The 21,812-nt window shown below is 69.6% G+C and carries 20 protein-coding genes; 4 read left to right on the top strand and 16 right to left on the bottom strand.

Translation table 11 applies throughout. From position 1 onward, the window contains the following. Positions 1-74: 74 nt before the first annotated feature. From J3476_RS17810 to J3476_RS17785, 6 genes are all read right to left on the bottom strand, one after another. Positions 75-803, bottom strand: a complete 729-nt coding sequence (locus tag J3476_RS17810) for a ComF family protein (protein ID WP_207067727.1) — start codon at positions 801-803, stop codon at positions 75-77. 294 nt (positions 804-1,097) lie between these two features. After that, positions 1,098-1,937 (bottom strand): type IV toxin-antitoxin system AbiEi family antitoxin, encoded by an 840-nt coding sequence (locus tag J3476_RS17805; RefSeq protein ID WP_207067726.1) that lies wholly within the window; start codon positions 1,935-1,937, stop codon positions 1,098-1,100. 224 nt (positions 1,938-2,161) lie between these two features. Continuing rightward, on the bottom strand, positions 2,162-4,585 hold the full coding sequence (gene ptsP, locus J3476_RS17800) for a phosphoenolpyruvate--protein phosphotransferase (protein WP_207067776.1): 2,424 nt from the start codon (positions 4,583-4,585) through the stop codon (positions 2,162-2,164). Positions 4,586-4,590: 5 nt separating this feature from the next. Further along, positions 4,591-5,211, bottom strand: coding sequence for a dihydroxyacetone kinase subunit DhaL (dhaL, locus tag J3476_RS17795; protein ID WP_207067775.1), 621 nt, complete (start codon positions 5,209-5,211; stop codon positions 4,591-4,593). A 15-nt stretch (positions 5,212-5,226) separates the two neighbouring features. Continuing rightward, entirely contained in the window at positions 5,227-6,225 is a 999-nt protein-coding gene (dhaK, locus tag J3476_RS17790) for a dihydroxyacetone kinase subunit DhaK (RefSeq protein WP_207067725.1), read from the bottom strand. A 17-nt stretch (positions 6,226-6,242) separates the two neighbouring features. After that, entirely contained in the window at positions 6,243-7,004 is a 762-nt protein-coding gene (locus tag J3476_RS17785) for an MIP/aquaporin family protein (RefSeq protein WP_207067724.1), read from the bottom strand. 135 nt (positions 7,005-7,139) lie between these two features. Here J3476_RS17785 and J3476_RS17780 point away from each other — a divergent pair, with 135 nt between their 5' ends. Further along, positions 7,140-7,880 carry an IclR family transcriptional regulator gene (locus tag J3476_RS17780; protein ID WP_207067723.1) on the top strand — a complete coding sequence of 247 codons (741 nt, stop codon included), beginning with the start codon at positions 7,140-7,142 and terminating at the stop codon, positions 7,878-7,880. A gap of 50 nt (positions 7,881-7,930) precedes the next feature. On the opposite strand, the gene J3476_RS17775 is transcribed toward J3476_RS17780, so the two are convergent. From J3476_RS17775 to J3476_RS17755, 5 genes are all read right to left on the bottom strand, one after another. Continuing rightward, positions 7,931-8,368 (bottom strand): ubiquinol-cytochrome c reductase iron-sulfur subunit, encoded by a 438-nt coding sequence (locus J3476_RS17775; protein WP_207067722.1) that lies wholly within the window; start codon positions 8,366-8,368, stop codon positions 7,931-7,933. 117 nt (positions 8,369-8,485) lie between these two features. After that, positions 8,486-9,136 (bottom strand): TetR/AcrR family transcriptional regulator, encoded by a 651-nt coding sequence (locus tag J3476_RS17770; RefSeq protein WP_207067721.1) that lies wholly within the window; start codon positions 9,134-9,136, stop codon positions 8,486-8,488. 120 nt (positions 9,137-9,256) lie between these two features. Further along, a complete protein-coding gene (dmpG, locus tag J3476_RS17765) occupies positions 9,257-10,270 on the bottom strand; it encodes a 4-hydroxy-2-oxovalerate aldolase (RefSeq protein ID WP_207067720.1) in 1,014 nt (337 codons plus the stop codon). After that, positions 10,267-11,220, bottom strand: coding sequence for an acetaldehyde dehydrogenase (acetylating) (locus J3476_RS17760; RefSeq protein WP_207067719.1), 954 nt, complete (start codon positions 11,218-11,220; stop codon positions 10,267-10,269). Before J3476_RS17760 ends, dmpG begins: the two co-directional genes overlap by 4 nt. Positions 11,221-11,237: 17 nt before the next feature. Then, complete coding sequence (locus J3476_RS17755) at positions 11,238-12,017, bottom strand: 2-keto-4-pentenoate hydratase (protein WP_207067718.1); 780 nt, start codon at positions 12,015-12,017, stop codon at positions 11,238-11,240. Positions 12,018-12,224: 207 nt separating this feature from the next. Here J3476_RS17755 and J3476_RS17750 point away from each other — a divergent pair, with 207 nt between their 5' ends. The 3 genes from J3476_RS17750 to J3476_RS17740 are packed head-to-tail and all read left to right on the top strand — an operon-like array spanning position 12,225 to position 15,647. After that, the gene (locus J3476_RS17750; protein ID WP_207067774.1) at positions 12,225-13,760 is read left to right on the top strand and encodes a bifunctional 3-(3-hydroxy-phenyl)propionate/3-hydroxycinnamic acid hydroxylase; all 1,536 of its coding nucleotides are present in this window, start codon (positions 12,225-12,227) and stop codon (positions 13,758-13,760) included. A gap of 28 nt (positions 13,761-13,788) precedes the next feature. Further along, positions 13,789-14,637: an alpha/beta fold hydrolase gene (locus J3476_RS17745; protein WP_207067717.1), complete on the top strand. Its 849-nt coding sequence runs from the start codon at positions 13,789-13,791 to the stop codon at positions 14,635-14,637. Beyond that, on the top strand, positions 14,637-15,647 hold the full coding sequence (locus J3476_RS17740) for a VOC family protein (RefSeq protein WP_207067716.1): 1,011 nt from the start codon (positions 14,637-14,639) through the stop codon (positions 15,645-15,647). Before J3476_RS17745 ends, J3476_RS17740 begins: the two co-directional genes overlap by 1 nt. Positions 15,648-15,703: 56 nt before the next feature. On the opposite strand, the gene lpqB is transcribed toward J3476_RS17740, so the two are convergent. The 5 genes from lpqB to J3476_RS17715 form a co-directional block, all read right to left on the bottom strand. After that, on the bottom strand, positions 15,704-17,446 hold the full coding sequence (lpqB, locus tag J3476_RS17735; protein ID WP_207067773.1) for an MtrAB system accessory lipoprotein LpqB: 1,743 nt from the start codon (positions 17,444-17,446) through the stop codon (positions 15,704-15,706). Positions 17,447-17,463: 17 nt separating this feature from the next. Further along, positions 17,464-19,119 carry an MtrAB system histidine kinase MtrB gene (gene mtrB, locus J3476_RS17730; protein WP_207067715.1) on the bottom strand — a complete coding sequence of 552 codons (1,656 nt, stop codon included), beginning with the start codon at positions 19,117-19,119 and terminating at the stop codon, positions 17,464-17,466. A gap of 61 nt (positions 19,120-19,180) precedes the next feature. Next, the gene (gene mtrA / locus J3476_RS17725) at positions 19,181-19,867 is read right to left on the bottom strand and encodes a two-component system response regulator MtrA (protein ID WP_152516202.1); all 687 of its coding nucleotides are present in this window, start codon (positions 19,865-19,867) and stop codon (positions 19,181-19,183) included. Positions 19,868-20,158: 291 nt separating this feature from the next. Next, a complete protein-coding gene (locus tag J3476_RS17720; protein WP_207067714.1) occupies positions 20,159-20,836 on the bottom strand; it encodes a hypothetical protein in 678 nt (225 codons plus the stop codon). 117 nt (positions 20,837-20,953) lie between these two features. After that, positions 20,954-21,583 (bottom strand): dTMP kinase, encoded by a 630-nt coding sequence (locus J3476_RS17715; RefSeq protein ID WP_207067713.1) that lies wholly within the window; start codon positions 21,581-21,583, stop codon positions 20,954-20,956. Between the last annotated feature and the right edge of the window lie 229 nt (positions 21,584-21,812).

Genomic DNA, 21,812 nt, shown 5'->3' with positions numbered 1-21,812 from the left:
CACGTGTTCGTGCCACTAATTCGGCAGACGTGTTTTCAGTTCTTCATGCCGGGTTGATCTCGGGGTAATCGCGGCTAGGCGTTCGCCAGCGCGAGCACGGCGACCACGTGGGCTCCGCCGGTTTGCAGGACATGGACGGATTCGGCCGCCGTGGCGCCGGTGGTGACGATGTCGTCGACCAGCAGCACGGGCCCGTCGACGGCTCCGATGCGGCGGACCCGGCCGGCGATGTTGCGCTGACGTCCGGCGCTGGACAGGCCCACCGAGTCGCGGGTGAATGCCTTGAGGCGCAGTGCCGCGACGACGCTCAGGCCGGTGCCGGTGCCGGCGACGGAGCTCAGGTCGGGGCTGGCGACGGCGCTCAGGTCGGGACTCGCGACGGCATCCGGGTCTGTGCCGGCGACGGCGCCCGGATCGCTGCCGGCCACGGCGAGTTGGGCGATCCGGGTGACGGGGTCACCACCGCGCTTGCGGGCCGACGAATGCTTGGTGGGGGCTGGTACCACCGTGAGGGGGCGTTCGAGGATTCCCCAGGTCAGCAGATGCACCAGACCGTCGTGCAGCGCATGGGCGAGCGGTCGGATCAGGTCGGTGCGGCCGTGCTCCTTGACCGCGACGATCGCCTTGCGGCGTGGTCCGGCGTAGCGCCCGAGCGACAGCACGGGTACGCCGGGATCGATCCGGGGCGTGACGAGATGGGGTTCGTCGGGCTGGACGGTCAGCGCGCGCTCGCACTCCGCGCACCACGGCGTCGCGGGGGCGCCGCACCCGCCGCATTGCAGCGGCAGCATCAGATCGAGCATCTGTCCTCCCTCCTGGCGCCTTCGGCGCCGGCCGCCTCCTCCGCCTTCGCGTCGGAAGAGCCCCGGGTGGCCCCACGTGCCCGCGGCAGAGCCCCGGGCGCCTTCCGCGCCGGCCGCCTCCGCCTTCGCGTCGGCAGTGCCCCGGGTGCCCGCGGCGTTCGGCTCGGCAGAGCCCCGGGTGGCCCCGCGCTCGCCTCACCCTCACCACGTCCCCCCGCCGAGCGTGAATCCTCTGCGGTCCCCTCGCCGAGAGTGAATCCTCTGCGATATCCGGGCCGACTTTTCGCACAGAGTTCACGCTCGGCGTTGCCACGCCGTCCTCACCCTCGCCACGATCCCGCCGTCGGTGTCCGCAGAGGTCACCCGGATGTCGTCCCAGCCACGTTCGGTGACAGCGTCGTGGCGACGAATCCCCTTGTTGAACTCCCGGGGCGTCCTGCGGTGGTGGTCACCTTCGTAATCGACCGCGATCAACCTGTCCCGCCAGCCCATATCGAGCTCGGCGATCAGACCGCCGTAGTCGTCGTAGACCGGGATCTGAGTCTCCGGGCGCGGGAAGCCGGCTCGGATCAACAGCAGCCGGATGCGGGTCTCCTGGGGCGATTCAGCCCCTGCGTCGACCAGGTCGAGCGCCTCGCGGGCACGACGGATGCCGCGACGCCCCCTGTGGCGTTCGGCGAGCATCTCGACGTCGGCGAGCTTGAGCTTGGTGGCGCGGGCCAACGCGTCGACGGCGGCGACGGCTCGGCCCAGCGGATACCGGCACGCGATGTCCAGGGCGGTGCGGGCGGGCGTCGTGACCCGAACCCCTCGGACCACCTCGAGCTCGTCGTCGGCGACGCTGGCGGACCAGACGGTGACCCCGCGCGGCGCATGTCTGTTGCTCCACAGAACTTCGGCGGGACGGCGGGCGTCGACCCACTTCGCGCCGTGAAGCGAGGCGGCGGACTGACCTGCGACGACGCCTGCGCGCCCCGTCCACAGCCAGCCGGCTTTGGCGCGGGTGATCGCGGTGATCTCGGCGTCGGCCGCCAGATACACCCCGGGCAGGAGCGTGCGGTAGCGGCTGCGGAGTGCATACGGTGTCAGCCGGCCTGACCGGACCGCCTCACTGCCGATGAAGGGCTCCCCCATGCCGCGAGTGTGCTCGCGACAACCGACATGCCGCCGATTGTGAAACCTGTGCGAAAAGACGGACCGGAAATCGCAACCAGTTCACGCTCGGCGACAACCGAGCACCTCCCGCACCCATGCACCCCGCCGCCAACCACGGCGACTACCCGAACACCTCCCGCACCCATCGCCGCACCCAGCCGACAACCCGACCACCTCCCGCACCCATCGCCGCACCCAGCCGACTACCCGAGCAGCTCCCGCACCCCATCGGCGGAGTCCGCGGCCACCGCACGCACGGCCAACTCCTGGGCCGACGCCCGGTCGACGGCCCGCACCGCCTCCTTGACCGCGGGCACCGCGGGCGGGGTGACCGACAGCGCGTCGACGCCCAGCCCGATCAGCAGCCCGGCGGCACGTTCGTCGGCGGCGAACTCCCCACACACCGACACCGACGCCCGTCCCTGCGCGCCCGCGCACGTGGCGCGGATCAGGGCAAGCAACCCCGGGTCGTAGGAGTCACCGATCGTGGCCACCGCGTCGTTGCCGCGGTCGGCGGCCAACGCGTACTGGGTCAGGTCGTTGGTGCCGATCGACATGAAGTCGACGTGGGGCGCCAGCGCCGCGGACTTCAGCGCGGCGGCAGGAACTTCGATCATGATCCCGACCTGGAGACCGGCGGGAGCGGGTCCGGCCTTCGCGACGGCGTCGTCGAACAACTGGCGCGCGGCGAGCAACTCGTCGAGCGTGCTGACCATCGGGAACATCACGCTGACGGGGGTGTGCTGGGCCACCAGCGCCATCGCCAACAACTGGTCGGACAACAGCTGCGGGTGCTGCAACGACATTCGGATGCCCCGGACGCCCAGGAACGGGTTGAGCTCGGCCGGCCCGGGCGCGAACTCCAGCGGCTTGTCCCCCCCGACGTCGAGGGTGCGCAGGGTGACCCGCCGGCCGTCGAGAGCTTCGGCGATTTTGCGATAGACGGCCACCTGTTCGTCGACGCTGGGTGCGTCAGGCCGGCCGAGGAACAGAAATTCGGTCCGGACCAGACCGGCGAAGTCGGCGCCGTGCGCGGCGGCGGCCCGCGCGTCGTCGACCGAGCCGATGTTGGCGCCGACGCCGACGGTGACGCCGTCGGTGGTGACGGCAGGCCGGTCCGACCGGGCGTGGGCAGCGCGGCGGCGGTCCTCGAGCACATGCACCTGCTCGAGGAACCGGGCGCGGACGTCGGCGGGCGGGTCGACCAGGTACTCACCGCGGGTGCCGTCGACGGCGACGGTGGCGCCCTCGGCGACCGTCAACACGTCGGGTCCTGCACCGACAATCGTGGGAATGTTCTTGGCGCGCAGCAGGATCACATTGTGGGCGTGGGGACTGCCGTAGGCCATCAGCACCGCGACCACCTGGGCTGGGTCCAGGGCGGCCGCTTCTCCGGGGGTCAGGTCGTCGGCGATCAGGACGCCGCTGCCCGCCGTTCCCGGCGCGACGCCGAGCATCGCCCGCAACACCTGGTCACCGACGGCGGTGACGTCGGCGGCGCGGGCCTGCAGGTACGGGTCGGTCAGGGCGGCGAACCTGCCCGCCAGTGCGCTGACCGCGGCCGACCAACCGGCGGCGGCCGACGAGCCGTCGTCGATGCGGGTGCGGGCGGCGTCGAGCAGTTCGGCGTCGTCGAGCAGCAGGAGGTGGGCGTCGAAGATCCCTGCCTCGGCCTCCCCGACGTCGCGGGCGGTGTGGGCGCGCTGAGCGCTGATGTCGCGACGGACGGTGGCGATCGCCTTGCCGAGCCGTCGCCACTCGGTTGCGGGGTCGGCGGCGGGTTCGTCGGGCACCTCGATGGGGCTCTGCCGGGCCGACCGGGCCGGACCGATGCCCAGCCCTGCCACCGCGCCGATGGGTTGCCGGGCCACGGGCGCACTTGCCACAGCAGTGGCCGATTCGGCGGATTCGTCGAAATTGCGGGCGGCCAGCGCCAGCACATGCTCGAGCGTCTCGGCGGCCCGGCTACCCGATACCCGCAGCTCGACGGTGTCGCCCTTTCTGACGCCCAACGTGGCGATCTTGGAAAGGCTTGTGGCGTCGACCCATTCGGAGTCGGTGCGCACATTTCGCAGGAGTACGCGGGTGTCGCGGTGACGGACCTCCTGTACCAGCCGGGCAGCGGGGCGGGCGTGCAGGCCGTGCGGGTTCTCGACGGTGAAAGTGCCGACCAGGCCGTCGTCGACCGGAGTGCCCGCCGCGCCCGCGTCGGCGACCTCACCCAGCTGTCCGGCCTTGCCGGCCAATGCCCCGCCGGCCTCGGCGACGACCTCGTCGATCGTGGCCCCTCCGGCAGCGGCCACCGCGGCCACCACCAGACCCTCGACCAGCGGCGCCGGGCACAGCACCACCCGATCGCGGACGTCGTCGTCAATCAGCTCCAGAGCGAGTTCGGCCGACAGCACGGCGCTGCCCAGGTCCATCAGCACCACCACGCCGGCACCCTGCTCGGCGGAGGTGATGGCGTCGACGATCTGCGAGGCATCGGTGCCGAAGGTGGTTTCGTCGAGGCCTGCGGCGACGGCGATGCGAAGTTGCTTGCCGTGCACCATCTCCTGGGCCAGCGCGACCGCGGCGCGAGCCAGCGCTCGGCTGTGGGAAACGACGACCAGTCCGACGGGCGCCATCGCGGTCACGCCCCGAATGCCGTTGCCGCCGCGCCGATCAGCATCGCCGACGAGGCCGCGCCCGGGTCGATGTGCCCGACGCTGCGCTGACCGAGGTAGGAGGCGCGACCCTTGCGTGCGACCATCGCTTCGGTGGCGTCGCGCCCGGCCACCGCGGCCGCCTCGGCGGCGACCAGCGCAGCCGCCAGACCGGATCCTGCTGCCAGTTCGGCATCGAGGGTGTCCAGCGCGGGAGCCAGTGCGTCGAACATGGTCTTGTCGCCGGCCTCGGCGCGCCCGCGCTGCACCACCCCGTCCACCCCGGCGCGCAGCGCCTTGGCGAAGTCGGTCGCGCTCGCGCCGTCTGCCAGCGCGGTGGCCATCCGCAGGAAGAACGTCCCATACAGCGGACCGCTGGCTCCGCCGACCGAACTCACCAGCGTCATCCCGACTTTCTTGGCGAGCGCGGCGGGGTCCGGCGCGGGGGTCTCGTCGAGCGCCGCGACGACGGCGCTCATGCCGCGTTCCATGTTGGTGCCGTGGTCGGCGTCGCCGATGGCCGCGTCGAGATCGGTGAGATAGCCGGCGTTTTCGCCGATCACGCGCGCATACTCCCGGATCCAGTCGGTCAGAGTGGTGACGTCGATGTCCGCCTGAGTCATTCAGCAGCCCTTCCGCAGTGCCGGTGTGTTCACCGGGTGGTCCCACAACCTCAGCAGGTCGTCGTCGGCACGCAGCAGCGTCACCGAACATCCGGCCATGTCCAGGCTGGTGATGAACGGGCCGACCAGCGAGCGGGCGATCTGCACGCCCGACTTCTCCAGGATGGCAGCCACTTCGGCGTACATCACGTAGAGCTCGAGCAGCGGCGTGGCGCCCATGCCGTTGACGAACACGATGGCGCCGTCCGGGCCGGCGAAGTCGAGGTCGGCGAGGATCGGTTCGCAGATCAGTTCGGCGACTTCACGGGCGGGCCGGATCGGCATGCGTTCGCGGCCCGGTTCGCCGTGGATTCCGATGCCCACTTCCATTTCCGAGTCGGATAATTCGAACGTGGGGTGTCCGACGGCGGGCACGATGCACGAGGTGAGCGCCACGCCCATGCTGCGGGAGGCGGCGTTGACGCGACGCGCGACGTCGGCCACATCGGCCAGCGGGCGGCCCTGGTCGGCGGCGGCGCCGGCCAGCTTCTCCACCAGTACCGTAGCGCCGACTCCGCGTCGCCCGGCGGTGAAGGTGCTGTCCTGCACGGCGACGTCGTCGTCGACGATCACCGACTCCACCGGGATGTCCTCGGCCATGGCCAGTTCCGCGGCCATCTCGAAGTTCATCACGTCACCGGTGTAGTTCTTGACGATGTGCACCACGCCGGCGCCGCCGTTGACGCCGCGGGTTGCTTCGAGCATCTGGTCGGGTACTGGTGAGGTGAAAACCTCACCGGCACAGGCGGCGTCGAGCATTCCGGGGCCGACGAAGCCGCCGTGCAGCGGTTCGTGCCCGGAGCCGCCACCGGAGATCAGGCCCACCTTTCCCGAAACGGGGGCGTCGCCGCGGTAGACGATGCGGTGGGCGTGGTCGACGCGCAGTTCGGGGTGGGCGATGGCGATTCCGCGCAGGGCCTCGGCGACGACGTCGGCCGGGTCGTTGATCAGCTTCTTCATGGTGTGGCTCCTCGAGGTCAGGCGGGGGTGGGTGTGGCGGCGGGTTCGGGCACTGCTGCCGGTGCAGTGTCGGCGCGGGTGCGGGAAATTGCGACGTAGGCCAGGGCAGCAAGCACGCCGGCGAGCAGTTCGGCGCTGAGGTAGACGGGCAGCTGGTTCCACTGCACGGTGCCGCCGGCGAGCTGCTGCACCAGCATCGGGCCGAGGGTGCGGGCCGGATTGATCGACGCACCGGTGGTGGGCGCCACGGGGATGATCGCGGCGAACACCACGAGGCCGATCGCGACGCCCGCGAACCCGACCGAGGCCTTGCGGTGGATCACGCCGAACACGGTGAACACAAGAATGAACGTACCGATGAACTCGGCGAAGAAGGCCTGAGCTGGGCTGATTTCGGGAGCGTAGGTGGCGACGCCGAGGCCGGCGTCACGCGCAGCCAGACCCAGCACGCCGATGATCGCCGCGGCGCCGGCGATGGCGCCGACCACCTGGGCGGTGAGGTAGGCGGGCACCCGCGACCAGGGGAACTTGCCCGTGACGGCGAGGCCCACCGTGACGGCCGGGTTGATGTGGTTGCCGCTGATGTGGCCCAGCGCGTAGACGGTCGCCACCACCACGGTGGCGAACGCGAAGGAGATCATGCCCAGGTCGGCCATCGTGAACGGGGCGTCGCCGTTGACGATGATCGTCGCCGGCACCGACCCCACTCCGATGAACACCAGGAAGGCGGTACCGAGCGCTTCGGCGGCCAGTTTCTGGGTGAGGGATGGCTCGTCCATGCTTGCTCTCCGTTGAGTCTGAACTGAGTGCTGCTCGACTATCTCGTATGTCATTCGACATTATCGAATGTGATCTGGACCATACGCCTATGCTTCGGTGGACACAAGGGTGGTTGTGGGAGGGGTGGCGCGCTGATGATCCAGGCGGTGGACCGCGCGTTGCGCATCCTGGCCGTTCTCGGCGGCGGTCGCCGGATGAGCCTCGGCGAGATCTCCGCCGCCATCGACCTGGCTCCATCCACCGTGCACGGCCTGGTGCGCACGTTGTTGGCCCACGGCATGGTCCAGCAGGAAGCCGACTCCGGCCGTTACCGGTTGGGCCCGGCGACGCTGCGACTCGGCAACGTCTACCTCGACACGCTGGAACTGCGATCGCGGGTGGCGATCTGGGCCGAGGGACTGGCCCGGCGCACCGGCTGCGCGGTGCGCACCGCGGTGCTGCTGCGCGATGAGGTGGTGGTGGTGGCCCACGAGCCCCGGCCTGACGGGACCCGTCAGATGCCGGAGGTCGGCATCGTCATTCCCGCCCATGCCAGCGCACTGGGGAAGGCGTTGCTGGCGTTCTCCCCCGAAGCGCTGACCGGGCCGTTGCGCAGCATGACCGGTGACACCATCACCGACCCGGCGACGTTGGCCGAGCAGCTGGTCGAGGTCCGTGCCACCGGCATCGCCAGCGAAGTCGAGGAAGCGATTCTCGGGGAATGCGCTCTGGCGGCAACGGTTTTCGACACCACCGAACAGCCGGCCGGCGCGATCAGCCTGGTGGTGCCCGCCGGCCGCTGGCCGCTGCCGACCGAGGCGGTCGACGCGTTGCGGGACACCGCACGCACCGTGTCGCGCGAGCTGGGCGCCCCGGTGTGGCCGCCCAGGACGTGACGGGCACCCGTGGCGTTCGCACCCGTGTCAGCCGCGCACGTGACGCGCCGTCAGGTCAGGACGATCGAATTCCCCTGCACCTCGACCGACACCGGAGTGAGCGGCCGGGCTGCCGGCCCGTTGACCACCTGGCCGTCGAGACTGAACTTGCTGCCGTGACATGGACAGTTGATGGTGCCGTCGGCGACCTGGTTGATCAGACAGCCCGAATGCGTGCAGACCGCCGAAAAGGCCTGGTAATCCCCTGCGACGGGCTGGGTCACGACGACATCGCCGACGATCACCCCGGACCCGACGGGAACGTCGGCGGTCGAGGTGAGCGCCTCCGGCGCGGCCGAGGCATCACCACCCGGGCTGGCGTCCGCCCCGGCGTCGGGGTCGGGCGCGGAGTCTCCGCTCGAGCAGGCCGCCAGCGTCACCGCCGCGGCCCCCGCGCCGAAGCCGGCGAGCACGGTTTTGCGCGGAATCTGCACGTCGTGGATGTCCATCACTGACCTTTCGGTGGGCTGGCCGCCGATGGGCTGTACCGCGCGGCAGGACCAGTGTCGGCCAGGCAGACCCGTCTTCGCACGCGCAATCGGCAACGACGGTCCCGCGGTATCGCCCTACGACTGTCCCGCGGACGTCACCAACGTGTGGGCGACTTCGAAGACCACGCGGGCATGCAGCTCGAAAAGCCTGATCAGGTCCACCGAGTCCCCGCCGACCTCCCTGGCGATGAACAGCCCGTCGGCGCCCGCGATCGCGTAGGTGGCGATCAGCTGTGTCTGCTCCTCGTCGAGCTCGGGCGCCAACTCGCGGACGATGCCTTCGAAGCGGCGCGAGGCGTCCGCGCGGACCTGCAGGAACATCTCTCGTGCGCGCGGCTCGACCGGCCGGTGTTCCAGCGCCAGCATCAGCCCCAGACGCAGGAAGTCCGGCGCGTCCAGCAGAGCGTTGGCCACCTGCGGCCCCAGCTCCCGCACCCGCCCGGTGATCTCTTCGCCACCGGGCAGGTCCAGTGCGGCCAGCCAGCGCGCGAAGCTGCGCTCGATGACGGCCGCGATCAAGTCGTCCTTGTCGGCGAAATGCCAGTAGATCGAGGTGGGCGGCAGCCCGCTCTTCTTGCTCACCAGTGAGATCGTGGTGCCGTCGTAACCCCGCTCGGCGGCGACTTCGGTCGCGGCGTCGAGGATGCGTTCGCGCGATTGCTCGCCGTTGACGCGGGTTCGGCGTGCGCGCTTGGCGGACGGCTTCTCCGGGTGAGTGTCGGTCACGCGGTCTCCTCGCCGATGCTGCCGATCAGTGGTTCTCGGCTCACTGTAGAGATCACTACATTAATGGACCTGACGGACGGCCGATCGCTGTGACTCGCCCGACTGCCGTGCGACGCGCACTCACACGGGCGCGTCGGTGAGCTCCAGGGCGATCTCGACGAGGATGTCTTCTTGGCCGCCGACGAGCCCCCGGCGACCCGCCTCCTCGAGCAGCGTTCGGGCGTCGACGCCGAAGCGCTCCGCGGCCGCCTCGGCGTGGCGCAGGAAGCTCGAGTACACCCCGGCGTAACCCAGGGTGAGCGTCTCGCGGTCGACGCGGACCGGGCGTTCCTGCAGCGGCCGAACCAGGTCGTCGGCGGCGTCTTCGAGGGCATGCAGGTCGCACCCGTGTTGCCAGCCCATCCGGGTCGCGGCGGCGACGAAGACCTCCAGCGGAGCGTTTCCGGCACCGGCACCCATGCCGGCGAGAGAGGCGTCCACTCGCCGAGCTCCACGCTCGACCGCCACGATGGAGTTGGCCACGCCCAATGACAGATTGTGATGTGCATGGATGCCGATTTCTGTTGCGCCGTCGAGGGTTTGACGGACCGCGTCGACCCGCTCGGCGACGTCGCGCATCGTCATGGCGCCGCCGGAGTCCACGACATAGACGCAGCCGGCGCCGTAACGCTCCATCAATCGAGCCTGCTCGGCGAGGTGAACCGGGCTCGTCATGTGGCTCATCATCAGGAAACCGACAGTGTCCATGTCCATCTCGCGTGCGGCAGCGAGGTGGCGGGCCGAGATGTCGGCCTCGGTGCAGTGCGTCGCGACGCGGGCCACGGTGGCGCCCGCGCGGTGCGCCGCGGCGAGGTCACGGATCGTCGCGATGCCCGGCAGCACGAGCGTCGCGACCTTCGCGCTGCGCACCACGCCCGCGACGGCTTCGATCCACTCGAGATCGGTGTGCGCGCCGAAGCCATAGATGCAACTGGAGCCGGCCAGCCCGTCGCCGTGCGCGACTTCGATGGAGTCGACGCCCGCCGCGTCCAGCGCCGCTGCGATCGCGGTGGCCTGCCGCAGGCTGTACTGATGGCGCACCGCGTGCATCCCGTCACGCAGCGTGACGTCGCTGACGTAGAGCCGCTCGGTCATGTCGCGGCTCTGATCGTCGTCGTCGAATGTTCGGCCAGGCGTTCGGCGGTGGCGAGCGCGGCCGACGTCATGATGTCGAGGTTGCCCGCGTACGCCGGCAGGTGGTGCGCGGCCCCGGTCACCTGAAGCATCGCGGTGATGCGGGTGCCGGTGAACTTCCCCGTCTCCGGTATGCACAAAGGGGCGTCGACGTCGAACGTTTCGAACTGCACCGCCTGCCTGAGCTCGTACCCGGGCACGTACTGCCTGACCCGCCCCACCATCGCCTCGACGGCCGCTGTGATGGCCGCGTGATCACACTCGCCGTCCACCAGGCAGTAGACCGTGTTGCGCATCAGGACCGGCGGGTCGGCCGGGTTCAGGATGATGACCGTCTTGCTCCGCTGTGCTCCTCCGACCTCTCGCAGTGCGGTGGCTGTGGTTTCGATGAACTCGTCGAGGTTGGCCCGGGTGCCCGGACCGGCGGACTTCGCCGAGATCGACGACACGATCTCGGCGTACGACACCGGCGCCGCCTCACTGACCGCGGCGACGATCGGGATTGTGGCCTGACCACCGCAGGTCACCATGTTCAGGTTGGGCGCGTCGATGTGCGCGTCGAGATTGACCACCGGCACGCAGAACGGTCCGACCGCCGCGGGCGTGAGATCGAGGACACGGACACCCCTGTCGCGCAGCCTGTTCCAGTGGTGGACATGCGCCGACGCCGAGGTGGCGTCGAACACCAGCCGGATGTCGTTGAACTCCGGCATGGCCAGCAGCCCGTCGACGCCCGCCGACGACGTCGCCACACCCAGGCGCTTCGCCCGGGCAAGGCCATCCGAACCGGGGTCGATGCCGACCATCGCCGCCATCTCCAGCGGCCCGTCCGTGCGGAGCACCTTGATCATCAGGTCGGTGCCGATGTTGCCCGACCCGATGATGGCCACCGGATACTTCTGTGTGCTCATGGCATCGCTGTCGTCCCTCACTCGAAAGCCACCGTGACGGTGCCGAGTCCGCTGAGGTGCGCCGACGCGCGGTCGCCGCTGACCACGAACGCGGCGGTGGTGTACGAGCCAGACATCACGAACTGGCCGGCGTCGATGGCAATGTCGTAAGCGGCGAGGGCATTGGCCAGCCACGCGACAGCCTCGGCCGGATCCCCCATGACAGCGGCGCCCTCGCCAGTGTCCACTGTCGAGTCGTTGACCATCAGCGTGGCGGTGGTATCGGGCAGCCGGGGCGCCTCGGCGATCGGGACCCATTCCCCCAGCACCACTGCGCCCGAGCTGGCGTTGTCAGCGATGGTGTCCGCGAGGGTGATTCGCCAGTCGGCGATACGGCTGTCCACGATCTCGAGTGCGGGGGCGACCGCCTCGGCGGCGGCCATCACGTCGGCGGCGCTCACCCCCGGCCCCCGTAGCGGCACCCCGATCCGGAACGCCACCTCGGGCTCCACGCGCGGTGCGCACAGCGTGCCGGTCGGCACCGCCGCGCCGTCGGCGAGCACCATGTCGTCGAGGACGTAACCGAAGTCCGGCTCGTCGACGCCGAGCAACTGCTGCATCGGGGCGGACGTCAGCCCGATCTTGTGGCCGCACTGCACCGCACCTCTGTGCAGATGGCGCGCCAGGTTCAGCCGCTGGATGGCATAGGCGTCGCCGACCGTGAGACCCGGAAACGACTGGGTCAGCGGCGAGACCGGGCGGGCGAGACGGTGGGCGTCGAAGAGGAGCTCCGCGGCCCGCGTCAGTTGATCGCTCATCGGTGGTCCTGCCCGTGGGCAGGAAGCCGGGTGCCGACGTCGAGGACCCTGCCGCGGGTCGGCCGTGTCCGATTCTCGGTGTCCGAGCCGGTGTCGGTCTTGATCATGCTTCCTCCGAAAAGTGTTGACGATCACGCCCGGAGTAACTTAATGCATCGATCGCTACATTAACAAGCCCGAACGAAGGTGGCGGTCGTGACTCATCCGATGAAGTACGACGTGGCGATCGTCGGCTACGGCCCGGTCGGCGTGACCGCCGCCAACCTGCTGGGCCAGCTGGGCCTCAACGTGCTCGTGGTCGAACGCGACCCCGACATCTATGCGCGGGCGCGCGCCATCTCCACCGACGAAGAGGTACTCCGCATCTGGCAGCAGGTGGGATTGGCCGACCGTCTCAACGCCGACATGCTGCCCGGTTGCGGCGCGAGCTTCGTCGACGCCCAGGGGGTCCCGTTCGTCAAGCTGCTTCCGGCTCCGCGGGGCAACGGACATCCGCCGCAGCAGTTCATCTATCAGCCCGCGCTGGAGAAAGTGCTGCGCGCCGGCGTCGACCGTTTCCCGAACGTCTCGGTCCTGCTCGAGCACGAGTGCCTGCGCGTGGTCCAGAAGCCCGACCATGCCGAGCTGATGCTCGCCGACCTCACGGTCGACAAGTTCCGGCGCGTGCGGGCCTCCTACGTCATCGCCGCCGACGGCGGGTCCAGCGCCATCCGCGCACAACTGGGCGTCGGGTTCAGTGGCCGGACGTACGCCGAGCGCTGGATCGTCATCGACACCAAGGTGATCGAAGAATGGCCGGGCCACGATCGGCTGCGGTTCCACTGCAACCCCGAGCGGCCCACGGTCGACTGCCCGACTCCGCTCGGCCACCACCGCTGGGAGTTCCCGGTCCGCGACGAGGAAGACGAACGCGACCTGCTCGACGAGGCCGAGATCTGGAAAGTGCTGCGCGGACAGGGAATCAGCGAGAAGAACGTCGCGATCCTCGGTTTCGCGTGCTACAGCCACCATGTCCGATTCGCCGACCGGTGGCGGGTCGGCCGGGTCTTTCTGGCCGGTGACGCCGCCCACGCCATGCCGCCCTGGATCGGCCAGGGCATGTGCGCCGGCGTCCGGGACGTGGCCAACCTGTGCTGGAAACTCGGCGCGGTGCTGCAGAATCAGCTGCCCGAATCGGTCCTGGACTCCTACCCGGCCGAGCGGCTCCCGCACGTCAGAGAAGTCACCAACCGCGCGGTGAAGACCGGCAAGATCATCATCCAGCGCAACCGCTTCCGGGCCGCGGCACGCAACCACATCTTCCGCACCGCCAGCAGATTCCCCTACTTCCTGGACTGGCTGCGGGAGCATCGGTGGCTGCCCGATGCCCGGTGCACCGACGGTCTGGTGGCCAACAGCGGAAACGGTGCCGAAGGGTGGCTGATTCCGCAGCCGTGGGTGGTCGACGAGAAGAACGACACCGTCCGCCTCGACGACGTCACCGGTGGCCGCTGGACCGTCCTGTACACCGGTTCGCCGGCGGATTCGCGGGACTGGCGATCCGTCGGTGTCCCGACCCTCAGAGTCACCCCGGCCGGCACGGCGCCCGCTCCGGACAGCATCGTCGACACCGACGGGTCGCTGATCCGCTGGCTGGAGAAGAAGCGGGCCACTGCCGTTGCGGTGCGTCCGGACGGGTTCGTCTACGCCGGTGCCTCGCCTGATCAGCCCCTACCCCCTCCCCCCGCCGGATTCCGGGCCTGAATCCCGGCACGTCGTCAAGGAAACGCACATGACCAGCAGCACCATGACCGAGCGCACGGTTCGGGTGAACGGCAAGCAGATCTACCTCGCCGAGAAGGGCAGCGGCACCCCGGTGGTTCTCCTGCACGGCGGCGGCCCGGGGGCATCGGGGGTGTCGAACTACTCCCGCAACATCGATGCCTTGGCCGAACACTTTCGCGTGATCGTGCCCGACATGCCGGGCTACGGACGTTCCACGAAGGGCGTCGATCGTCGCGATCCGTTCGGCTACCTCGCCGACCACATTCGCGGAATGCTCGACGAAATCGGAGTCGGGCGCGCGCACCTGGTGGGCAATTCCTACGGCGGGGCGTGCGCCTTGCGGCTCGCGCTGGACACCCCCCACCGGGTGGACAGGCTGGTGTTGATGGGTCCGGGCGGGGTCGGCACCACTCGCGGGCTGCCGACCGATGGCTTGAAGAGCCTGCTCGCCTACTACGGAGGCGACGGTCCGAGCATGGACAAACTGCGAGCCTTCATCCGCAACCATCTCGTCTACGACGGTGATTCGGTGCCCGAGTCGCTGATCGAAACCCGTTATCGCGCTTCGATCGACCCCGAGGTCGTCGCCAATCCGCCGCTGCAGCGTCCCGCAGATCTGCGCACGTTGTGGCGGATGGACTTCAGCCGCGACCGCCGGCTACGCACGCTGGCCACACCGACACTGATCCTCTGGGGCCGCGACGACAAGGTCAACAAGCCCGGCGGCGCAACGCTGCTCGGCACGCGGATGCCCAACGCAGACGTGCTGGTCACCGCCAACACCGGCCACTGGGTCCAGTGGGAGCGGGCCGATCTGTTCAACGCGGTGACGACCGCCTTCCTGAAAGAACAGTGATGTCTTCCCACCCGTCTTCGGTGTTCGGCAACGTCCACCTTGGATACATCGTCATAGAGACACAGAAGTTCGACGACTGGAAGCGGTTTGCCCGCGACGCGATCGGCATGCACGTCGATGAGCTGGACGCTGACGCCATGCGGTTTCGACTCGACGCCAACGAGTGCCGAGTGTTGCTGCGCCGAGGACCGGCTGAAGATGTCGTCGCGCTGGGTTGGCAGCTCGACGACCACGGCACCTTCGACGAGATCGCGCGCCGCGTACTCGACCATGGGGTGCCGGGCACGGAGGGCCCGGACGACGAGGCCAAGCAGCGCGGTGTCGAGCAGTTCCTGTGTTTCCCGGGGCCCAACGGTCTGACTCAGGAGGTCTACACCACTGCCCGGACCGGCCTCCTGCCCCTCGACATCCCCGGCAGCGGCTTCGTCACCGGTGCGGGCGGATTGGGTCACGTGGCACTGACCACCAAGAAACCACACCTCGTACGGGGCTACTACAGCCACGTGTTCGACGCGCGGTTGTCGGACTACATCGACGAGACCATCAACGGCTTGAAGTTCAAGATCCGGTTCCTGCGGGTCAACGAACGCCACCACTCGGTGGCCATCGCATCGGTGAACAGGCTGCCCCTCAACCCGATTCGCACCCGGGTGCAACACGTCAATGTCCAGGTCTCGACGCTCGACGACATGCTCACCTCCTATCAGCGGGTCACGCAGCTCGGCTTTCCCATGGCGTTGTCGGTGGGACAACACACCAACGACAAGGAATTGTCGTACTACGCGATGACGCCGTCGGGGTTCGAGTGGGAGGTCGGCTGGAATCCCATCGTCGTCGACGAATCCACGTGGGAGCCCACCACGCACCAGGGCATCAGCATCTGGGGCCACACGCCCGAGGGTCAGACCATCGTCGACAGACTCCACCAGTTCGCCGTTGCTGCACGGTCACTGGGGCACCGCGAGGATGACGTCGCTCAGCTCGCCGCGCCCGGTATCGCCGACGACTGACCGTGGGGTCTGCGAAACCTCCCGGCTGAAACGCCGGTGGTGGCTCACCGCGGGTGTCAGCCCGGCAGCACCGGCTTGGCACCCGCAACCATCAACGGGCGCACCTCCACCCAGCTCGGATCGCCGTCCTCGGCGGATGCGCCGGACAGCTGCAGCACCCCGCGCCCGTCGGACACGTAGACCGTCGACGGGTTGGCCGCCACCGTCGTCACCGGCATCAGCAGGTTGCGGCTCGACGCATCGGAGTTCACTCCGTCGAGGTTGACGTAGGACACCGGATGCTGCGGGTCGGTGCGGCTGACGACGATGTCGTCGCCGGTGCGCCACGCGAGTGAGACTGCGGTGTTGCCCAGGCCGTAACCCAGCCGGCGCGGGAAGGTCAACGCGTATCCGCCGCCCTCGGTCTGCTCCACTCCGGCCAGGATCACGCGGCCGTCGATCACCATCGCCGCACGGGTGCCGTCCCGGGAGAGCTGCAGCTCGGCGATCGCACCGGGGAAGCGCGCCGTCACGGCGGTGGAGTCGACCGGGATGCGGGCGGGCTGGCCGGAGGCGTCCTGCACCGCGCGCACGACGTTCAGTCCGTCGACGACGACCCAGATCGACTCGTCGAGTGACCAGCTCGGCCGGCTCAGGCTGCGTCCGTCCATCACCTGGGCAGCACTGCCGCCCATCGGCCCGACCCACAGCGACGACGCCATGTCGGGGGCCCCGGGACGTTGCACGACCACCGAGGCGACCTCCTGGCCCGACCGCGACAGCGCCGCCGCCACCTGGCCCGGGGTCTGCCCGAACGCGCCGGGAACCCGTGGGGCGCTGTTCTCGTCGAGTGACACCAGCGAGCCGCCGACCAGGGCGTGCAGCCCGGCCGCGGCGCCGTCGGCCGCGCCGGGGTCGGTGGCGGCGACGTCGGCGGTGGTCCATCCGTCGGCGAAACGGTCGTCGAGCGCGGCGCCGTCGGCGTTGATGACGTAGGGCCCGTTGATGCCGGCCCGCGACAGGGTCCAGATGATCTGTGCGGCCAGCAGTTGGCGGCTGTGCGGGTCGGTGGTGGACAGGTTCTCCAGGTCGATCCGCGCGCCGCCGTAGCCGCGTCCGACACCGGTCTTGCCGCCGTCGGCGCGGGTCACCGGACCGCTCAGCTTCAGCGGCTCGTCGAGCAGGTTGCGCACGGTCCTGGCCATCTCCGGTCGCGGACCGGCGATCAGCTTGCTGACCAGTTCGGTGGCCAGTTGGTCGGGTTCGGAGACCGCCACATAGCGCGGGTCGGGCACCACGGTCTTTCCGGTCGGGTCGACGAAGTAGAGGGTGTTGCGCTTGTAGGTCTCCTGGAACTGCTGCCAGTCCAGGAACACCCCGTTGGGCAGGGTGTCGATGCGCCAGCCGTCGGAGGTCTTGATCAGCTCGATGGGGCCGGGATCGGGCAGCGCCCCCTCGCCGGTTTCGAACACCCCCATGTCCGAGAGGGAGCCGAGGATATCGGCGCGCATCGTCACCGAGACCTTCTCGGGCTCACGGGTTTCGACGAACACGACGTTGTCGATCAGCAGTGCGCTGCCGGCGTCGTCCCAGCCGCTGGAGGCCGATTCGGTGAGGAACTGCCGCGCAGCCAGATGCCGGTTCGCGGGATCGGCGGTGGCCTTGAGGAATTCGCGCAGCAGGATGTCGGGGTCCATGCCCGGGGTGGGTTTGGGCAGGCTGGGCGGGGCGGGACGGCCCACGGTGCCGATGGCCTGCGGGGAGGACGAACTGGGCACTCCGGCGCAGCCGGCCACCACCACTGTCAGGATGGCGAGCAAAGCAACGACGGCGCGGGTCACACGCTCTCCCCGGCGGGTTCGCGTTCGCGCGCGGGACGCCGTGCGGCAGCCGGCTTTTCGATCGGTTTCACCGGGAGCGGGCTGCTGGTGACCTTGTGGCCTCGCACCAACGGCAGCGTGAGCCGGAAGCAGGCACCCTTGCCCGGTTCACCCCACGCTTCGAGCCGGCCCTGGTGCAGCCGCGCATCCTCGATGCTGATGGCCAGCCCCAGGCCGGTACCGCCGGAGCGGCGCACGCGGGACGGGTCGGAGCGCCAGAACCGGCTGAACACCAGCTTCTCCTCGCCGGGGCGCAACCCGACGCCGTAGTCACGGACGGTGACGGCCACGGTGTCGTCGTCGGCGGCCATCCGGATGCGCACCGGTTTGCGTTCGGCGTGGTCGATGGCATTGGCGATGAGGTTGCGCAGGATCCGTTCGACGCGGCGCGGGTCGACCTCGGCGATGATCCCCTCAGGCGGCATGTCGACGATCAGGTCGACGCCGGCGTCCTCGGCGAGGTGGCCGACGTTGTCGAGGGCGCTCTTGACGGTGGAGCGCAGGTCGATGGCCTCGACGGCCAGTTCGGCGACGCCGGCGTCGTGGCGGGATATCTCGAGCAGGTCGCTCAGTAGTCCTTCGAACCGGTCGAGCTCGTCGACCATCAGCTCGATGGACCGGCGCAGCGAGGGCTCGAGCTCCTCCGCGTGGTCGTGGATCAGGTCGGCGGCCATCCGCACCGTGGTCAGCGGGGTGCGCAGTTCGTGACTGACGTCGGAGGTGAATCGGCGCTGCAGGTTGCCGAACTCCTCGAGCTGGGTGATCTGGCGGTGCAGGCTTTCGGCCATGTCGTTGAACGACACCGCCAGCCGGGCCATGTCGTCCTCACCGCGCACCGGCATCCGCTCGGTCAGGTGGCCTTCGGCGAACCGTTCGGCGATGCGCGACGCGGAGCGCACCGGCAACACGATCTGACGGGCCACCAGTAGCGCGATCGCGGCGAGCAACCCCAGCAGCACCACGCCGCCGGTCGCCATGGTGCCGCGCACCAGCGTGATCGTGGACTCTTCGTTGTTCAGTGGGAAGATCAGGTACAGCTCGAGATTCGTCACCGATGACGTCGCGGGGGTCGGGCTGCCCACGATCAGGGCGGGCCCGGAGAAGCTGTCGGTGTGCACCGTGGCGTACTGGTAGCTGACCTGGCCGGCTTTGACGAAGTCGCGCAGCGTGTTGGGGATCTGGTCGATCGGGCCTGCGGCGGTGGCTGCGCGCGGGCCGTCCCCGGCGACGATGAGCACCGCGTCGTACGCGCCGGCCAGTCCCGCGCCGGCGTCGGCCTTGCGATCGATGAGGGTGTTGCGCGCCAACTGCAGGCTGCTGTCGAGCGAACGGGTCTCTTCGCCGCCGACGATGCCGCTGACGGTGGTGCGGGCCCGCTCGATCTCCTCGGTGGCCGCGCCGACCTTGACTTCGAGGATGCGGTCGGTGATCTGGCTGGTCAGCACGAAGCCGAGCACCAGGATGACGGCCAACGACAGACCGAGCGTCAGCGACACCACCCGTAGTTGCAGCGAGCGGCGCCAGGCCAGGCCGATCGCGCGGCCCAGCGCGCCGAGCCCGCGGACCAGCGGTGCCGACCGCCGGTGGATGCGCCGGCGCGAACCGAAGATCACGCTGACCGCCGCGGAGGCACGGCCCCGGGCGGTCCGATCACGGCGACCGCGGGCGGTCCGATCACGGAGGTCCGGCCTTGTATCCCACTCCTCGAACCGTGAGCACAACCTGCGGGTTTTCCGGGTCCTTCTCGACCTTGGCCCGCAACCTCTGGACGTGCACGTTCACCAAACGGGTGTCGGCGGGGTGCCGATAACCCCACACCTGTTCGAGAAGCACATCTCGAGTAAACACCTGGCGCGGTTTCCGCGCCAACGCCACCAGCAGGTCGAACTCCAGCGGGGTCAGCGCGATCTGTTCACCCTGGCGGGTCACCTTGTGCGCCGGCACGTCGATGTCGATGTCGGCGATGGAGAGCATCTCGGCGGGCTCGTCCTCGTTGCGCCGCAGCCGGGCGCGCACCCGGGCCACCAGTTCCTTGGGCTTGAACGGCTTCATCACGTAGTCGTCGGCGCCCGACTCGAGCCCGAGCACCACGTCGACGGTGTCGGTCTTGGCGGTCAGCATCACGATCGGCACACCGGAATCGGCCCGCAGCACGCGGCACACGTCGATGCCGTTCATGCCGGGCAGCATCAGATCCAGCAGCACCAGGTCGGGGCGCAGTTCACGCACCGCCGTCAGCGCCTGGGTCCCGTCTCCGATGACCGCAGTGTCGAAACCCTCGCCGCGCAGCACGATGGTGAGCATCTCGGCGAGCGAAGGGTCGTCGTCGACGACCAGGATCCTTTGCCTCATGGTGTCCATGGTGTCACCAGTTCGCGATAATCCTCGGATACCACACGGCGCGTTGTCCGGGTTCACCGGCATTCGGTTCGTATTTGCCTCGCACCTGCCGGCAGCATCGCATGGCGAGCCGTGCGCGCGGGCCTCATGGCACAGCGAGCCCCGCATGCCGGAAGCATCGCCCACACAGCCGAGCGCGGCGGGACGAGCGCGCAGCCGCGCATGCCGGAAGCATCGCTCACGCAGCCGAACGCGACCCAGGTACCGCGCGCAGCCGGGCGTGACGGCACCGCCGCGCTCGGTCCGGGCGGCTCAGTTCAGGGCGGCCTGGATGACGTCGCGCTGCTGGCGCAGGGTCTGGATCACCTCGAACCCGATCTGGCGCACGCTGGCCAGCACCGGGCTGGCGGCCGGCGGCGTCGCCGGCGACTCCGCGCCGGGGGCGAGCACCCACCCCAGCGAACGATTCGCCGCCAACGCGGAGTAGGCAAGCCGACTCTCGGCGTCCTCGCCATCGTCAGCCAGTGCGAGCACCAGGTCGCTGCGGGAGAACTCGGCGCCGTCGGCGTCCTTGATGACGGGGTTGGTCCACCAGTGCTCGAACGGGATCCGTGAGCCCCGGTCGATGTGCTCACCGCTTCGGGTGCGGATCGGCGCCGGCGGGTACAGGGCCAGCTTCGGCACGAATTCGCCGCCGCGCTGCAGGCCGCTGCGCACCTTCATCAACGTCAGGCAGGCCGCCGAGCTGGCGGTTTTCGGGTTGGGCACACCACCGGTGTCCACCCAGGTCAATACGTCACGCAAGCCGATCTCGGTCAGCAGCGCCCGCGACGTGTCCCCCTCGTGGACGAGTTTGCGGACGTGCACTGCCAGGACCTGCGCCTCGATGTAGCGGCCCTGGTCGAATCGTTCCCCCGCCGACGCCAGTGCCAGCGCGTAGTCGTCCAGCGCCGCCAGCAGCGTGGTGTGCGACCGAGTCGTCAAAGTCATGGCTCCCCCGTGTGCCCGTGAATCGACCGTTGCGCAGAAGTCTGCGCAACTCCCCAGGATCCGCAGCGTACGCGGCCGGGCGCGATCGCGCGTGGCGTCCGTCAGACTGCCAGCAAATCAGCAGGAGAGCCGTGCGGCGAGCTCGTCGGAGTCCACGTCGGTCGGCACCACGGCCCAGGGTCCACCCCAGTTCGCCGCGGCCAACTCGGTGTACACCGCCGCGGTGCGGCGTTGCAGACCGTCGTCGCGTTCGTAGGCGTCGCGGGCCCGGTCGGCTTCCTCGGCGGCCCGGTTGACGGCGCGCTGGGCGGCCAGCTCGGTGGGCACGTCCAGCAGCAGTTGCCAATCCGGGACGGGCAGGCGCAGCCGACCGTATTCGAGGTCGTGCACCCAGGACACCACTTCGCCGCCGGCGTGCTGGTGCAGGCGGGCAGCGCTGTACGCGGCGTTCGAGCCGACGTAGCGGTCGAGGATGACGACGGAGTAGGCCGCCATGAGGTGCCCGATCTGCTCGCGCGCGCCGGCCCGGTCCATCGCGAAGAGCACGGCCATTGCGTACACCGAGTCGGCGAGGTCTCCGTGGCGGCCGTGCAGCGCTTCGGCGGCCAGATCGGCCGGTACCGACTCTCCGTACCGCGGGAAGGCCAGGGTCGCCACGGATCGGCCGGCTCCTTCGAACGCGCCGCGCAGTCCGTTGGTCAACGTCCGCTTGCCTGCGCCGTCGACGCCCTCGATGACGATGAGCACGCCGCCAACCCTAGGGCAGGTGCTGCGAGCAACGTTTGCCTATCCGAACTCGAGGCCCGATAGTTGTGCAAGTGCGGGGAGGTGCCGCCACTGGCAAAGTGGCTGAATTCGCGGTAGTGGCCGGGGTCGGGGCAGCGGTCGTGTTCGGTTGGGGATGCGGCGTCGCATCGGCTGACGACGCTTCGGAGTCCTCGGCCTCGGGATCCACAGAGTCGGCGGGGTCGTCGGC

Source organism: Mycobacterium sp. PO1 (assembly GCF_017312405.1).
Lineage (GTDB): Bacteria > Actinomycetota > Actinomycetes > Mycobacteriales > Mycobacteriaceae > Mycobacterium.
Note: the sequence above shows the minus strand (reverse complement) of the source record. Positions and strands in the feature narration are given on the sequence as shown.